A 14,405-nucleotide genomic window follows, 5' to 3' on the forward strand; every position below is an offset into this window, starting at 1 on the left:
TGCCCAGCTTGTTGTCATATGAACACAATTTACAGCCACCTCCTCTTTATGTTACCGCTTACATTTATCTTACAGGTCTAAAAAAAGACAGACAATCTAAAAAATGTGACGTATTATATAAGATAATTGACTTTTTTAGGAAGGAGATGAAACGATGGTTCATACGGTTTCTTATGCTTTTCGTAATGACGATACATCAATCATGACACTGGACTCTATTGGATGGCAGATCGTCTCTAGCGAGGAATATCGTTGTCCAAGTGATGATAGACCGGACCCGGGGCATGTCGTTTTTCAATACACACTTAATGGCCAGGGTTATCTGGATATTGACAATCAAACGCTCCCTTTACCGAAGGGAAATGCCCTACTTGTCAAAATTGCAGGAGAACATTGCTATTACTATAAACAAGAGAACAACGAACCATGGGAATTTATATGGATCAACATTCGCGGGGATGAAGCTAACCGAATTTGGGATATGATGCATGATAATGAGGGACATGTCATTCGACGAAACGCGGACTCTCCCTTGATTCAAGAGTTATGGCAAATTATCCATTTGATTCATCAAGAGAAGGTTACGGACAAGTATCGCTTGTCCATGCAAATCTATCGGTGGTTGCTTATCCTGGTACAGACGAGTCGGGATGCGGAGAAGGATATCGGTGCCCTATCCATAACAACGATTGAGAAATGTAAAAAGTTCATCCGAGAGAATTATGCATCTCCATTGACGTTGGATCTTCTAGCCAGCCATTGCGATATCAATAAACACTACTTGTGCAGGTTATTTCAGAAATCCGAGAAAACATCACCGCTAGCCTATCTTAAAGACAGACGCATTGAGGTTGCAATCCGACTACTCCGCACAACGGAACTTCCGATTTCTCAGATTGGTCAACAATGCGGGTTTGAGAGTCCCAGCTATTTCGGCAAAGTTTTTCGGCAATATATGTCCATGTCGCCCAAAGAATATCGCTTGAATAAGTTAGAGTTTCCTTATGAGGCCATCTATTATGAATAGCTAACCTCGCTGTTTGCTAGTTGTCCTTGAATTGGGAACTGCTCTTATACCAATACAATAAAAAAAGCCGCTAGAATAGCGACTTTTAATGGAAATATGTTCTTTGTGTGCTTCGATAATTGCTGCACTTATTGAGCGGTGTATCCTCCGTCTATGATGAGACTATTTCCTGTCATATATGAAGAATCGTCGCTAGCCAGGAACAGAACGGCTTTTGCCATCTCATCTGCTTGACCCAGACGTTTCATTGGTGTTGCCGCTGAAAGTGCTTGTTTGCTCTCTTCCGGGATAATCGGTGTATCGATAAAGCCTGGGCAAAGGGAGTTCACCCGAATATTCTGCTCAGCATACTCCAACGCGAGCGAACGAGTCAGGTTCACAACGCCGCCTTTAGCTGCATTGTAGGCTGCAGAGCCAGGTGAACCAACCCATCCGTACATGGAAGCCGTGTTGACGATTGTACCTCCACCAATTTTGAGCATTTCGCGAATCGCTTCACGTGCAACCAAGAATACGCCGTCCAGGTCAACATTGACTGTATTGCGCCATTCGGTATAATCAAGCTCATGCGTAGGATGAACACGTCCGATTCCCGCATTGTTGAATACGATATCGACTTGACCAAATGCTTCTACGGTTTGTTTGAAAATCTCAGAAACCTCTTCTTCACTTGTTATGTTTGCTTTAATAAAGAGAGCCTCTGCTTTAAGCGCTTTCAGTTCCTGCTCAAACGCCTTACCTTTTTCTTCATTCAGATCCACCAAGACCACTTTAGCTCCTTCGGAAACGAATAAGCGAGCTGTCGCTGCACCAATCCCGGATGCTCCTCCTGTGATGACTGCAACTTTATCTTGAAGTTTGCCCATGAATAAATCCCCCAGTATAATATTTTGAATAGCGCCTATATAAATAGTGCTATATGATGTTTACAAAACTAATTCTATGCTTAAAATTGTAACAATCCAATCATTAAGATGTGACCAAGTGTCTACCTCGTAGACACTTTATAAAACTATGTCTATATTTATAGGAGTTTTTTTGAATGAATAATGAACTTATTGTGACATCTCAACATCGTAATCGAACCAAGGAGCACCTAAAAACTGCTCTGATTCAGCTCATTAAGAAGAAAGGCTTCCATGGTGTTTCTGTCAAAGACATCGTTGATCAGGCCGGTTATAATCGCAGCACGTTTTATTTACACTACCAGGATAAATATATTCTCGCTGAAGAGTTGTTAATTATGACACTCGAAGGATTGAGGGGCGCAGTAGGCAAACCTTATTGGCACGGTCAAAAGGTTTCAACAAACAAGCTGGATGCCGAATCTTTTCAAATCGTGGATTATATTTACGAGCACCGTGATTTCTTCGAACTGATTCAATACGATGATACGTTACCCGGTTTACATACAGGCTTTCCACAAACCATACTCAAAATCTATCAGGAGCAATTTGTCTTTGAGACGATCAACAACTCCCCAGTGAACATGGACTATTTCAAGTACTATACCGCCTACGGTTTTTTTGGACTATTAAACAATTGGATATTAAGCGGATATCGTGAATCACGTGAGGCATTTATCAAAAACGTGATTGATCTCACCAAAACGCATATTCACTCTTTTCATTATGTCGGTAACACGTTTGAATCTTGATCTCAAGTAAGTTGATTTGTGAACATCACGATGAACGATATGTCTGCTTTAGATAACAGGCTAGTTGCAGATGGAGCAGATGCTCCTGATTACTCAGGGACATGCCCAGACACCAACAGACGCAAAATCACAAGGGGATTTAAAGCAAAATAAAAACGGGCATGTCATTTATACGAGAGGAATAAAAACCTCAAGGTAAATGCATGCCTAATAATAAAAGAGACCATGACACCAGGTGGACAATGTTTTCTAGAGGCAAAATAATTAATGTTTTAGTTTTGTAGAAAATTTTTTAGTACCTGTTTTATTAATTAAAGCAACTTCAAAATCAGATACCCATGTAAGTTCACCTAGATGTTCAGCATAGGCAAATTCATCTGGTTGTTCTGATATGACCTTCTCTAAATGTACTTGCGTACCATCACGTTGTAAAATAGATAGGAATATATCCATGCTATCTACATTATGATGACAAATGACTCTAGCATTGTACTTCTTATTAGGACTCTTCACGTCTATTTTCCAAGTCCATTCATTTACATAATCTAACTCCTCTATTTGCAAAGCTATCTCCCTAAATGGATCAATATCCCAATTATTACGTAGAGCAAGTTTCTCTATGCCTTCCATTAGCAGGCGAAGCGTAGCCTTTTTTTTCTCCAACTCATTTTTTGCACTAAAGTCATTCAAACTAAATTGGATCGGTACCGAACACACACCAGAATCGTTAACAATACGTTCATCCGTAATGTTTTCTACACACTCTATTAGGACTTTCCAACAATCTTTCGTTTTGTATTTCCCCAACAGACGTTCATACATCGCTGTAATACAGCGAGTTTCCAAACTAAAAGAGCGTCTTTTCCATTTCCAATTCAACGCATAATCTAATTTTGTTGCTTCGTTGTACTCACATTTTTGTTTTTTCATTATAGATTCAATATTTTCATCATCTACAATATACGGTAAATCCAAATTGAATCCTTTTAGATACATCTGGTTCGCTCCTTAGATTACTCCCGATGGTTAGTGCATTATTAACTTCTATCCAAACTTGAAGCCCAATTTTTGAAGCAATTAAGCATTTCTTCTAAATTTTTTGCTCCCCCTGCACTGTGAAACACTCCATCTCTCACGATACAGTAGAACCAATCTTCGTCATTTCTCTCTTCTTCAATCGAATCAAATGGCACATCTTCTAAATAGGTATCCGTCAAATCGATTTCGACAGACCAACCAGGATTATCCACCGTATCAATTCGCACACCGTATAAATGCTCCCAATCACCGTCACAGTTTTCATAATACCAGCTTTGAATCCATTTTAGGATATCCATCATCGTGACCTCTTTTTTTGTTTTTTCTACTCTAGGGACTTATTATTTAAAGGAATTCTCATGCCATGTTGCATACTTTTTTCGTATGAATTACCTTTTAGTAATAATTTGTTTTTTTTACGTAGGGTATACTTAAAAGCAAGGGGAAAACTTTATTTCAAATCAAGGAGGTCATTATGAATAAAATAATATTGTTTATCTTCATTAGTATGATTATACTTTCGGGCTGTTCTAACAAGGATGAGAAAGAGAATTATCCAGTTTTCGAGGGCACTGTAGTATTTAAAACAGATGAAAATGACAAGTACAAATTTCTTGTTCTTCAAAATGTAAGTAAGGAAGACCTGGAAAATGGAAATCTCGAGGATTTTATAGAATTAGCACAAGACCAGGAAGCTTCGTATTATTTGGTCAATAGAGAAACATATGAAACAATTGAGGTAGGGCAAAGAGTAAGAATTACTACTGGCTTTGACCAACTAGAACCCTCGCCACCCATTAGAACGGTTGTGAGTATTGAAAAAATCAATGATTAAAACTTATTAAATATGAACTATTTTAAGTTATGTATCATTCTCTCATTCGAAATATATTTCCCCAAATGATAAAAAGACCTTAACGTTTTAAAGCAAAAGTAAGGTCTCTTTATCATTTTAATTTCAAGATCAGAGTTGAATCACGTGCAGTTAAATCCGACCACCCGGTTCTCTCCTTTTATTACGCGATAAACCCTCCCGAAATTCAGGCAAATCAATACTAAGGCTTTTGAGGTTTTTTAATCATCTCTACGCCGTCAAAGGTAAGGCTATCAATATCCGCATCCTTTTTCAACATATATTTATCAAAGAACGCCTTTGTATAAGAAGTGATAATGTTGCGCTGTTCCATCGCGTCCCGGGTTCCTCTGGATGCTTTATCCGTAGTTGTAAACAAGGAATCGGAGAAGTCACCATGGACTACATTATCAATAATGGCAAAGTAGGTGTCCTTGCTGTTGGATTCAAGAAGAAATGCATTCGTATTATAGGCAAGTACAGTGCTGAGCTGCATGAAGGGTTTCTTAAAATCACTATCCAAGGCACCTAACATATTACCGTCAAGGTTTACAGCGCCGACAAATCGGTCATCGTCACGGCTAACAATTGCCGCTGTCGTTCCTCCAAAAGAATGTCCGAACACACCCATACCGAGATCAAGCTGCAATCTGCCTTTAAACATAGATTCCATGTCACCTGTATTCATTTTGTACAAGTTATCTGCAACATATCGAATATCCTCGCTCTGTAAAACGGCATAGTTAGCAAACTTGACTGCTTCAGGCGCGGAAGTTAATTTGCGAGCAATCTCAATAGCTTCTTCTTCCTCAAGCTTCTCTGTCACAATTTCAGGTGGGGTTAGGGTGGCCGCTTCCATTCCGTATTTCGTTACTTCGTCCATAAATTTCTCTGACATACCCATCGTTCGTCCATCTTTAAGTTTGTACACGCCACTTTCGGCATGGCCGATGGATACCACAATATAGCCGGCGCTTGCCAGGTCTTGTGCGAACAAAGTGCCTTGCTGTGGGTAAGCGCCGGCGCCATGAACAAAGAATAAAACCGGATATTGTTTTTCCTTTTCAGACAAGGCCAGATCGTCGTAAGACCATGTCTTGAAATTGGAATCAAAAAGCTGCTCACCACCCGCGGTGCCCCCTAATCTAACCAAAAGCTCATCCCTCAGTGAATGAAACTCCGGAAATGCATACTCTGCCGTTGGTTTGCCCTCATTGCTGTCGGACGGATAGAAAAATAATGCTGTCAGTTCTCTTTCTGAATGGTCTGATGCTGTGTACTTGAAGTCCATCTGTGTACGCCCGACCGTATAACTTCCCATTGGTTTCGGAAACTCATTCTGTGCGGAAGCAACGTTATTTTCAGGTTTCGGAATTTCCTCCTGTGTTGAAGTCCCGCTATTAGTGATGCTGCAAGCGGAGAGCATGGTCAGTGAGAGAACAGTTGCCAGAATCGTTGTCAGTCTTTTTTTCATCATTTCTCCTCCAATTTGTATTCATGCAACTATCATAAACGGAGGAGAAAAATAAAAAATCGTACAAAAGGGCAAGACCCAAGTGTACGATCGGGCAAATCTATGAAATGTTTGATTATAAATGCAATATTCCACGCTCTACCGCGACGGCGACGGCCTGCGACCTCGAATCCACACCCAATTTATTGTAAATACTCGTTAAATGAGTCTTTACAGTCCGTTCGGATATGCCCATATCAAAGCCGATCTCTTTACTTCGAGAGCCACGGGCAATTGCTTGAAGCACGATCAGCTCTTTGTCTGTAAGAGATATCCTCGCGGAGGATGACTCTTTCGCCTTTTCTGATGTCTTGTGAGCAAATACTTTCTCGCTGATCTCCGGAAGTAGCAACGTTTCCCCCCGCATCGCTGCATCAATCGAGCGAAATATCATCTCTCTTCCCGTGTCCTTTAGCAAATACCCTTTAGCACCTAAAGCCAGCCCGCGGATCATCATTTCATCCTCGTTATATGTAGTCAAAATAATGATCGGTATATCCATTCCTTTAGCTCTGAGCGCTGTCATGGTATCCAGGCCGCCCATTTCAGGCATGTTTAAATCCAATAGAATTATGTCCGGATTGTAAGTATCTACCCGTCGAATCGCTTCCTTACCGTTAGATGCTTCTGCAATTACCTCGTACCTTTGATTGGTTTCCAGGATCAGCTTAAGTCCCTCCCGAACGACGAAATGGTCGTCCACGATAAGAATCTTGATTGTCATGCGTTGGTTTCCTCCTGCTGTAATGGGATGCGAACAGAAACTTGGGTTCCTTGCTTTCCGCTTTCAATTTCGATCTCCCCGTCCATAATTCGAGTTCGTTCATATAAACCAATTAAACCATAACTACCGGATTGTTTCTCGATGAGGTTGGTATCGAACCCTATTCCGTCATCCGTTATGTTTAGCTCGACTTCCTTTTCCCGTGCAGCAACCACGATTTCTACATTCGTAGCATTAGCATATTTAGCTGTATTGGCCAAGCATTCTCGGATGATATGTAAGCTATGTTCGAAGATCAACTTCGGCACCACCAGATGGGGCATCGATAACCGAGTGACAACACGAATCCCTGTTATATGTGAGAAATGTTCAGCCTCTTCCTTCACTGCTTTAGAAATATCTATGACCTCTGCAGAATACGAACGCAAGTCGTCAATTGCGCTTCTCGCTTCTGAAAGCGTGCGCTTTGCTTGGGCTTTTGACAACTGAACAATCTCGTGGGCACGATGGTTATTATCATTTTCTAAATGCGCATCCACGGCATCAAGCTGCATGATAAGACCTGCCAGCCCTTGTGCAAGGGTATCATGTAAATCACGGGCCATCCTTTGACGTTCATTGGCAATCGTTAGCTCCTCCACTTTCCTGTGCGCTCGTTCCAATTCACGTAAAAACGACTGGGTCCGCAATTTGGCACGAACTTGTTTATAGAACAAAGCAGCATAGCCGATTACGAAAAACATGATGAAGAAGAGCGATGGTACTGTAGATGGCAAATCCTCGGTAGTCCCGAGCCAAACCAGGGAGGCAGAAAACAAGGTACAGTAAAAGGTACATACCAGAAGCACCTTCATCCGTTGAGCGTATACGCCAATACTCTGACCGGCCAAAGCCGTCAATAGACTTACAAAAATGAGAGAATGAGCATTAGGCATGAATAACGCACACCCCCAGACAATACATCCTTGTGTCACAAAATAAATCCAGGGTCTTCGATCGACAACGTATCCTGCATACCAATGCAGCAGAACGTGAACCAGAATGAGAGCTGTAAACATCATAAATTCAAACCATGTGGGCAACATCGGTAGCTGGGAGTACAATGCAGAAAAATAAATCAGAATACCCCAGATCAAAGCAGGCAGACGAGAATCACGCAGAACATTTTGAATATCAGATCGGGAGCTTGTATACGGTTTGTCTTTCGAATAATCACTCATGCTTGATCACCTCTATCAAGTACTATCTCAAAACAATCTCTCTAAACACAAAAAAACGGTACATTACTGTACCGATCATTGACTCACTCCATCTATGTTAATGTACGAAGTGTCTCGAAGTCCAGCCCCAGCAGAATCGTCACAATTCCACGCAGCCTTACCGCCCCGCACTATCCCATCATCCATTTCTTCTGTGAGCATGTATTCCTCTATTCTGCTGCTATACTACCCAATTTCATTTCATGGTCCTCTGCTCCTTCCAAAAAGACCGTCACATGTTTTCCAATACACCAGCTGCATGCTTTGTTTCTTTATATTTAAAGTAATCAAAATCGGCATGTTTTCGGGTTCCACCTAGATCCTGCACACAAAGACCGATATAGGTTCCCGTAAACCGGATATACTCTGGAGATTCATCGGACAGATGTGTGATATCAACCCACTCGCCTGCTGTATTCCAGGATGAATCAGTATTTAACGCATAATAAAAGCGGGCGCGATCTTGATCCACCACAACCTTTAAACGGAGCGTGCTCACCAACTCTAGCGGAATATCCTCCAGCAGTTCGTCGTATACCCCGTATTTGGACTGAATGATCCCCAGGCAGAGCCCTTTCTCCTCATGATAAGTTACACGTAAGTAGAGATAGTCCTGGGTATCGTAGTACAAAATCAATCCGGCCATTTGCTGTGGATGGTCCGGCGCAAATTCCAGACACGTCTCGGCTTCACACTTCAAGGCCTGAAGTCTCCGTGCGATCATGCTTTGCCTGTGCGTTGAACTCATCGACTCCATGCCGTGCAATCGTATGTAACCGGGACGTTCCGTCAAGCTGAGCCAAGTCGAATCGGGTGGAATGCGAAGTGTATTCCAATCATGCCGAAGCTCAAAGTGATCAAAGTGATCAAAGTGATCAAAGTCATCCATTTCAGCAATCGGCTCAAACGGATGGGACTGGATCATCGGTGCAGGCACCTGAACCTCCGGATATCGGTCACCGCTCGCAAGTCTCAGCCAGCCGTCCTCACTCCACGTACATGGCTGAAGTGCGGTCTCACGTCCAAGAATGCAATATTTGTGATGAACGGGTCGTCCGACCAGATGAGCCATGTACCATTCGCCGGTATGCGTTTCGACCAGACTACCGTGGCCTGCCTTTTGCAGAGCTAAATCTGGTCTGCCGTATGAAGTGAGGATCGGATTGACAGGATCGACCTCATAAGGACCTTGTAACGTACGGGAACGTGCTGCGGTAACCGCATGCTCATAACCGGTTCCACCTTCAGCCGTAATGAGATAATAATAGTCGTTGTGTTTATACAGGTGGGGTGCTTCGGTCAGGCCTAATTCTGTTCCCTTAAATATATTAACGGCCGGTCCGATCAGCTTATGTTCCTGGACGGAATATTCCTGAAGAACGATGCCTGCAAACCGGTTTTTGCCCTTACGGTGATCCCATATCATATTGACCAGCCATTTACGTCCGTCTTCATCATGAAACAGGGAAGGATCAAAACCGCTGCTGTTCAGATAAAGCGGCTCGGACCAAGGTCCCTCGATATCCGTTGCTGTCACAAGGTAATTGTGGGTATCTTTAAAAGCGCCTACCCGGCTTTTGACATCGGTGTATATCAGGTAAAACACACCGTTGTTGTAACTAAGACAGGGTGCCCATACGCCTCCGGAATTAATGTTGCCCTCCATGTTCAACTGCGTTACACGAGTCAGCGGAGAAGCGATGGGCCGCCAATGAACCAGATCCCGGGAATGATGAATTCGTACACCAGGGAACCATTCAAAGGTGGAAGTGGCGATATAATAATCCTCCCCTGCTCGGCATATGGACGGATCGGGATGGAAACCGGGCAGGATGGGATTGGTGATCATTTTCTTGATCTTATTCATGGAAGAAACCTCCGGTATGAAAGTAATGATCACTACAACAGCAGATTCACGAAAGGTAGATATCAGTACCAGCCTAGCGCTTTTTTGCCGGCTTCCAGGGCGGTTACGATCCGCTCTACATCATATACATTCCCTCTCCAAGTCCCACCGCTGACCGATTGCAATGCAGCCCAGAGCTTTGTATCATCCGGCAAAGCCTCATCAGGCCTCATATCTGGATGAAAGGGCCTTTGTGCCAGGATGAGAGCACCTTCCTCCGGTGAAAACTCCAATTCGCCTTCTCCGACAAAGTTAATGCTACCCTCCAGCGTGTTACGATCAACCGCGATGTCAATCAGGTCTCCGTTCCGCAGCTTGCCAATCGGTCCGCCTGCCAGCGCTTCGGGGCCAACATGACCAATACACGCTCCGGTGGAAACACCGGAGAACCGGGCATCCGTAATCAGTGACACGTATTTGCCAAAAGGCAAATGTTTAAGCGCAGATGTAAGCTGGTACGTCTCCTCCATTCCAGTTCCCGATGGACCTCGCCCGAGAAGCACAACAACGTCGCCAGCCAGAATACCTCCGGTCTTAATCGCATGGATCGCCTCACGTTCGGTGGTAAACACCTTTGCTCTGCCACGATGACGGTATACGCCATGCTCATCCAGCACAGCAGGATCAATAGAGGTGGATTTGATGACAGAACCTTCTGGAGCGATATTCCCGGTTGGAAATGTTACGGTCGATGAGATTCCAAGCCGCTGAGCGTGTTCTACACTCATGATGACACTGTCCGGATCAATGCCGTCCTGCTCTTTTAACTGCTTCCGCATGAGATGACGGCGTTCCGACGATTCCCACCAGTCCAGTACCTGAGCCAATGAAGTACCTGTAACCGTTGGTACAGACTCATCCAACAGACCAAGCTGTCTGAGGTGTAGCATGACCTCCGGTACACCTCCTGCCTGAAAGACACGTATGGTCGGATAAAAGATCGGTCCGTTTGGCAGGGCGCTAACCAGCCTTGGAACATTTTTGTTGACCTGTATCCAGTCCTGTACCGTGGGTACGGTTAAACCGGCGGCATGGGCAATCGCCGGTATGTGAAGAAGCAGATTGGTCGATCCGCCAAACGCGGCATGAACGGTCATCGCATTGCGAATGGATGCATCGGTGACAATGTCTTCCATCCTCATCCCCTGTGACTCCATATGGATGAGTGCACGTGACGATTGGCGCGCCATTTCAAACCAGATGGGCTGCCCGGAAGGTGCAAGCGCGGCATGAGGCACTGTCATACCCAGTGCCTCTGCTACAACCTGGGCCGTAGCCGCGGTACCTAGAAACTGACAGCCTCCTCCCGGTGTAGCACAAGCTCGACATCCTAAATCCGACGCCATTTCCAGAGAAAGTTCCCCGTTGACGTACCGTGCACCAATGGTCTGAATTTTACCGGCATCCTCTCCGTCGGTAGGCGGAAGTGTGACGCCACCGGGAACGATTACACCAGGCAATTGCGGCATGCCGGCAAGTGCGAGCATCATCGCTGGAAGACCTTTGTCACAAGTGGCGACACCAAGCACGCCTTTACGAGTTGGCAGCGAGCGAATCAGTCTGCGAAATACCATAGCGGCATCGTTCCGGTACGGAAGCGAGTCAAACATGCCGGTCGTCCCCTGTGATCTGCCGTCACACGGATCGCTGACATATCCGGCAAACGGGATTCCTCCCCGGCTTGACAGTTCTTCTGCGGCAGCCTTCATCAGCAGGCCGACCTCCCAGTGGCCCGTATGGTAACCGAGTGCTGCCGGGCTGCCGTCTTCATTGCGTATGCCACCTTGTGTACTCAAGATCAGAAATTGTTTTCCGTTCAATTCCCCGGGCTTCCAGCCCATTCCAACATTCTGGGACATGCCGAACAAGTCGCCGCTTGGAGCATTCCGCAGCAAATCATCCGTTAAAGGCAGACGTCCGGCAGCCCCTGGAGCATGTGCTATGATATCGAAGCAGTTGGACGCGGTCTCTCCCATAATCGACGTAATCTGTTCGTACATGATAGCCTCCCACAGTTTATGACTTCACAAAGACCGTTTTGATGGCCGTGAAAAACTCGATAGCCGCTTGCCCCTGTTCTCTGGAGTGTGAACTTGACATCTTCATTCCTCCAAACGGAGCCTGCAGCTCTACGCCGGCTGTTTCTGCATTAATTCTGACCAGTCCTGCATCCATGTCCCGGATGAAAGACAACATGGCTCCGACGTTCTGTGTATAGATGGAAGCACTCAAGCCATAATCGCTATCATTAGCCGCTTCGATGGCTTCCTCCAGGGAATCTACCGCAATCAAGGCCAGAACCGGGCCAAAGATTTCTTCCCGGGCGATGGACATATGGGATTCGACCCCTTCAAATACGGTCGGCTGCACATAGAATCCCTCTTCTAATCCCGGACGGTCCCCTCTTTTTCCACCAGTGAGCAGAACGGCACCTTCATCTTGGCCTTTTTGAATATAACTCAGCACGGTATTGAGCTGTCCTTCGCTTGCACATGGACCCATCCAGCTTCCAGAAGACATGCCGTCACCCAGCCGAATTTCCTGGATTTGCGAGAGCAGCTTTTCTTTGAAGGCATCATATACTTTTCGTTCAATAATGACCTTGCTGGTGGCCGTACATTTTTGCCCGGTCGATTTCAACCCACCGCTGATCGTGGCTTCCACAGCCAAATCCAGGTCGGCGTCAGCCGCGATAATAATCGGGTTTTTCCCACCCATTTCAAGTTGATACTTGGCCCCACGTGCCAGTGCTGCGCCGCCGACCCGTTTGCCCACTTCATTGGAACCTGTGAACGTTATTCCGCCCACATCCGGATGCTCAGCAAGTGCAGATCCGATCACTGAGCCTCTGCCGCATACCAGATTAAGAACGCCTGCCGGAATGCCCGCCTCTTCAAAACACTCCATTACTTTAGCAGCAGTGACCGCAGTTTCCTGAGCAGGCTTCAACACAACCGTATTGCCGTAAATCAAGGCCGGAGCCGTTTTCCAAATCGGAATGGCTACTGGGAAATTCCAAGGAGCAATAACCCCAACAACGCCAAGGGGTACGCGAGTCGTAAACATCAGTGCTTCGCTGTCCGTTGATGGAATGACATCCCCAGTTTTTCGCATGCCTTCTCCGGCGTAATACCTTAAGATTGCTACACCGCGCAGTGTCTCTCCTTTAGCTTCTGGGAGTGTTTTGCCCATTTCCCTGGTCATCGCCTCTGCAACTTCATCGGCCCGGCGTTCCAGCACATTGGCTGCTTGAAATAGATAGTTCCCGCGTTCCGCGCCCGATAACCTCCGCCAATCTTTTGCTGCTTCCTTCGCGGCTGCAACAGCCCGGTTCAGATCCTCTACGCCTGAGGTGGGTACGTAGCCAACTACCTCCTTCCGATTCGCCGGGTTGATGCTCGGTTCGGTTTCACCGGACGTCGCCTTCACCCATTCTCCGTTAATGTAATTGCTGTATGTCTGCTCTACCTGAAATGTGGTCATCGCATTCATCCTCCTTGTACATTAGTTTGAAATGACTGGATTAATAAGTGTCCCGATATCGCTAATGGATATTTCAATGCGGTCCCCGGGTGCAAGTGTAAAATCATTAGGTGGCACAATGCTAGTTCCTGTCAATAACACCGTACCGTCAAAGAGATCGTTATCTCTGGCCAGAAAAGAGACCAGCTCATCGAGTTTTCGGTTTAACTCACTTGTGCTTGCCTCGCTTTTGACAACTATTTCACCTTCGCGATATATTTCGCAGACGATGCTGAACGCATATGGATTCTGCACCGTTTCCGCTAGACGAATGGCTGGCCCTATCGAGCAGGAATTGCGCCACATTTTTGCTTGCGGTAGATACAGCGGATTCTCCCCTTCAATATCGCGGCAGCTCATGTCATTGCCAACGATGTATCCCACAATGCTGCCATCCCCGGAAAGCACCAACCCCAGCTCCGGCTCAGGGATCTGCCAATTGGAATCGCTGCGAAGTGTGACAGCCTCATTGGGCCCGACGGTGCGGGCTGCTGTAGATTTAAAAAAGATCTCCGGTCTTTCGGCATCGTAAACTTTATCGTAAAAGGTCTTTGCATCCAGCTTGCCTTCCGTTGCTTCATAATTTCGCGCTTCCCGGCTGCGCTGATAAGTCACACCCGCCGCCCATACTTCCGGAGCTTCCAATGGAGTGATTAGATGTAAGGAAGTCCAATCGTCAGTTAACTTGTTTAACGGTTTAAAAGCGCTTTCAACAAGTTGAACTGGAGAAATCCCCTGCTTTCTTGCTTGATGGATCAAAGTCATAAAATCTGCTTGTGGCAAACGATAGGCTTGTTCATCATCCGTAACGGCTGCCAGCCACTTCTGTTGTCCGTCCAGAAATCGAATAATTCTCATTCAAGCTTGCCTCCATTTTTCCCCATCGGGTTGATAATACTACCATAG

Annotated in this window: 13 protein-coding genes; 3 read left to right on the forward strand and 10 right to left on the reverse strand. The window is 45.5% G+C overall.

Annotation, left to right across the window (positions count from 1 at the left end):
- Window positions 1-154: 154 nt before the first annotated feature.
- Window positions 155-1,027, forward strand: a complete 873-nt coding sequence (locus C170_RS25305; RefSeq protein WP_036615455.1) for an AraC family transcriptional regulator — start codon at window positions 155-157, stop codon at window positions 1,025-1,027.
- A 128-nt stretch (window positions 1,028-1,155) separates the two neighbouring features.
- Here the strand turns inward: C170_RS25305 and C170_RS25310 are convergent, their stop codons facing one another.
- Window positions 1,156-1,893 carry an SDR family NAD(P)-dependent oxidoreductase gene (locus C170_RS25310; protein WP_036615458.1) on the reverse strand — a complete coding sequence of 246 codons (738 nt, stop codon included), beginning with the start codon at window positions 1,891-1,893 and terminating at the stop codon, window positions 1,156-1,158.
- 176 nt (window positions 1,894-2,069) lie between these two features.
- On the opposite strand from C170_RS25310, the gene C170_RS25315 reads away from it, so the two are divergent.
- A complete protein-coding gene (locus C170_RS25315) occupies window positions 2,070-2,684 on the forward strand; it encodes a TetR/AcrR family transcriptional regulator (protein WP_036615461.1) in 615 nt (204 codons plus the stop codon).
- Window positions 2,685-2,948: 264 nt separating this feature from the next.
- Here the strand turns inward: C170_RS25315 and C170_RS25320 are convergent, their stop codons facing one another.
- Together C170_RS25320 and C170_RS25325 are read right to left on the reverse strand one after the other, a co-directional pair.
- Complete coding sequence (locus tag C170_RS25320) at window positions 2,949-3,680, reverse strand: hypothetical protein (RefSeq protein ID WP_036615464.1); 732 nt, start codon at window positions 3,678-3,680, stop codon at window positions 2,949-2,951.
- A gap of 41 nt (window positions 3,681-3,721) precedes the next feature.
- Window positions 3,722-4,024, reverse strand: coding sequence for an immunity 53 family protein (locus tag C170_RS25325; RefSeq protein WP_235200831.1), 303 nt, complete (start codon window positions 4,022-4,024; stop codon window positions 3,722-3,724).
- A 173-nt stretch (window positions 4,025-4,197) separates the two neighbouring features.
- Here C170_RS25325 and C170_RS25330 point away from each other — a divergent pair, with 173 nt between their 5' ends.
- Window positions 4,198-4,557 carry a DUF3221 domain-containing protein gene (locus C170_RS25330; protein ID WP_036615470.1) on the forward strand — a complete coding sequence of 120 codons (360 nt, stop codon included), beginning with the start codon at window positions 4,198-4,200 and terminating at the stop codon, window positions 4,555-4,557.
- 220 nt (window positions 4,558-4,777) lie between these two features.
- Here C170_RS25330 and C170_RS25335 read toward each other — a convergent pair whose 3' ends face one another.
- The 7 genes from C170_RS25335 to C170_RS25365 all read right to left on the reverse strand — a co-directional run bounded on the left by C170_RS25335 (window position 4,778) and on the right by C170_RS25365 (window position 14,357).
- Entirely contained in the window at window positions 4,778-6,049 is a 1,272-nt protein-coding gene (locus C170_RS25335; protein ID WP_051447396.1) for an alpha/beta hydrolase, read from the reverse strand.
- A gap of 115 nt (window positions 6,050-6,164) precedes the next feature.
- On the reverse strand, window positions 6,165-6,812 hold the full coding sequence (locus C170_RS25340; RefSeq protein WP_036615473.1) for a response regulator: 648 nt from the start codon (window positions 6,810-6,812) through the stop codon (window positions 6,165-6,167).
- Window positions 6,809-8,032 (reverse strand): sensor histidine kinase, encoded by a 1,224-nt coding sequence (locus tag C170_RS25345; RefSeq protein ID WP_036615476.1) that lies wholly within the window; start codon window positions 8,030-8,032, stop codon window positions 6,809-6,811. The genes C170_RS25340 and C170_RS25345 overlap by 4 nt, the downstream gene beginning before the upstream one ends.
- 271 nt (window positions 8,033-8,303) lie before the next feature.
- Window positions 8,304-9,938, reverse strand: a complete 1,635-nt coding sequence (locus C170_RS25350; protein ID WP_081746049.1) for a glycoside hydrolase family 43 protein — start codon at window positions 9,936-9,938, stop codon at window positions 8,304-8,306.
- Between the two features lie 62 nt (window positions 9,939-10,000).
- Complete coding sequence (locus tag C170_RS25355; RefSeq protein ID WP_036615479.1) at window positions 10,001-11,977, reverse strand: YjhG/YagF family D-xylonate dehydratase; 1,977 nt, start codon at window positions 11,975-11,977, stop codon at window positions 10,001-10,003.
- A 16-nt stretch (window positions 11,978-11,993) separates the two neighbouring features.
- Complete coding sequence (gucD, locus tag C170_RS25360; RefSeq protein ID WP_036615482.1) at window positions 11,994-13,460, reverse strand: alpha-ketoglutaric semialdehyde dehydrogenase GucD; 1,467 nt, start codon at window positions 13,458-13,460, stop codon at window positions 11,994-11,996.
- 21 nt (window positions 13,461-13,481) lie between these two features.
- Window positions 13,482-14,357 (reverse strand): fumarylacetoacetate hydrolase family protein, encoded by an 876-nt coding sequence (locus tag C170_RS25365; protein ID WP_036615486.1) that lies wholly within the window; start codon window positions 14,355-14,357, stop codon window positions 13,482-13,484.
- Window positions 14,358-14,405 lie beyond the last annotated feature (48 nt).

It is taken from the genome of Paenibacillus sp. FSL H7-689 (assembly GCF_000517905.1).
GTDB lineage: Bacteria > Bacillota > Bacilli > Paenibacillales > Paenibacillaceae > Paenibacillus > Paenibacillus amylolyticus.